2 protein-coding genes are annotated in these 1565 nt (G+C 61.8%); both read right to left on the bottom strand.

Annotated features, from left to right (window positions below):
- The coding region (locus PDO_RS14785; RefSeq protein ID WP_007603232.1) for an AAA family ATPase at positions 1–774 on the bottom strand (774 nt) is incomplete at its 3' end.
- Positions 771–1565, bottom strand: a 795-nt coding sequence (locus tag PDO_RS14790; protein ID WP_007603234.1) for a metallophosphoesterase family protein, incomplete at its 5' end; no start/stop codon positions are given. The genes PDO_RS14785 and PDO_RS14790, both read right to left, overlap by 4 nt.

Genomic DNA, 1565 nt, shown 5'->3' on the forward strand with positions numbered 1-1565 from the left:
GACGGCCGTTCTGCGCTCTGCCCTATCCAGAGCACTATCGATTTCGGCGAGTCTCGCTGCTGCGTTCGCACGCCTGCTCAGCGCTTCGCGCAGACGGCTGACCTCGCTTGCCAGCCGCGCCTCATCCTCGGCGAGCCTATCCCGTTCCTCGATTGCAGCCGCATAACGGCCACCAGCCTTCGGTCTGCCGGTCGTCGTGACCATATCCGACAGAGCCTCTTTCACTGTCGTCATGATCTCGGCCATACGGCGCCCGCCGGTTACTGCTTCAACCTCGCCTTGCACCGATTCAAGCAGGCTTTGTCGGACTTGCTTTTCACCTTCCTCCTCCGGCCGGCTTCGTTTCTCCATGCCGGTGATACCCTGACGGACCCAGAGAAGACCCGCAGGCCCCGCAGTCCCTCCCCTAATGAGACCGGAGATGAAGTTTTCCGCCTCGTCCGCCTGGGCGACCAGCCGGCCGGACCCAAGATCAATCACACGGGCTGAACGACCGCCATAATATTGCTTGGTAATCCGGAACCTGCCTTCCCCTGTTGCGATATCGGCTTCGACCAATGGATTGCCGCCGCTATAGGGCCGCAATCTTTGAATGTCCCCGGGGGTGCCGGAATACGGCTGAAAGAAGAGTGCATGCAGGGCTTCAAAGCTTGTCGACTTGCCGAACTCGTTGGCGGCGCAAAGCACGTTGACGCCATCGCCGATACCCTCGATGGTGACACCGCGACCGGCAAAACGTTTGACATTGAACAGGCGCAGTGCCGAGATCTTCATGGCGCGATCGCCTGTGTGTAGGAGAAGAGGCGCACCAAGGCTGCCCGCGCGATCTCACGCTCCGATGATGCCCGACGCTCGTCGGTTGCCTCAACAAACAATGCATTTGCGGCTTTACGAAGGGCGCCGCTGCGATCTATCTGGTCGAGGTCCTCCACTTCGCACTCTGTCGCAAGACCTGTCTGATCCAACTCCAGGAATGCAAAATCCGGAACTACCCTATCGATTGCTGCCACAAGCTCCGCGCGCGCCGCCAGACGACTGTGCCCGGTTGCCAGGACACGGATCAGCGAATTCCGTCGTTCCCTTAAGCCTGGCAGCAGGGAGTTGAGAGCAGGCTCGGGAGCGTCGCCCTCCAGCAGATGGAGATCAAGGCTGCGCCAGACGAAGCTCGCCGTGGGCAATGCCTGTATTTCGGGCTCGATAAAGGAGCCGGCAAGACTGACCAGAAGTGCTGTGCCTGGTGCATCGTGCTTGAAGCGGTCAGGCTCAGGCGTCCCGCAATAGTGGGTTCGCTGATCCACGCCAACGGCTCCGTGCCAGTCGCCGAGCGCGAGATAGTCCAGGCCCGCGCGTCTTGCCCGGTCTGGTGCAATGACCTCGGCGGCGGCGCCCTCTTCCGAGAAACTGCGAATGGCACCATGGGCAAGCCCGATGCGCAGCGTCCCATCGGGCGTGGCTTGACCGTCCATCCATTCGGTCAGGTCTCGACCAGGGCGGCGTGTGGTGCAAGGTGCGGGCAACAGGACGACACCGGTTGCCATTTCGATCGGCGCGGGCTCGACCGCGAG

It is taken from the genome of Rhizobium sp. PDO1-076, from assembly GCF_000247475.1.
Classification (GTDB): domain Bacteria; phylum Pseudomonadota; class Alphaproteobacteria; order Rhizobiales; family Rhizobiaceae; genus Allorhizobium.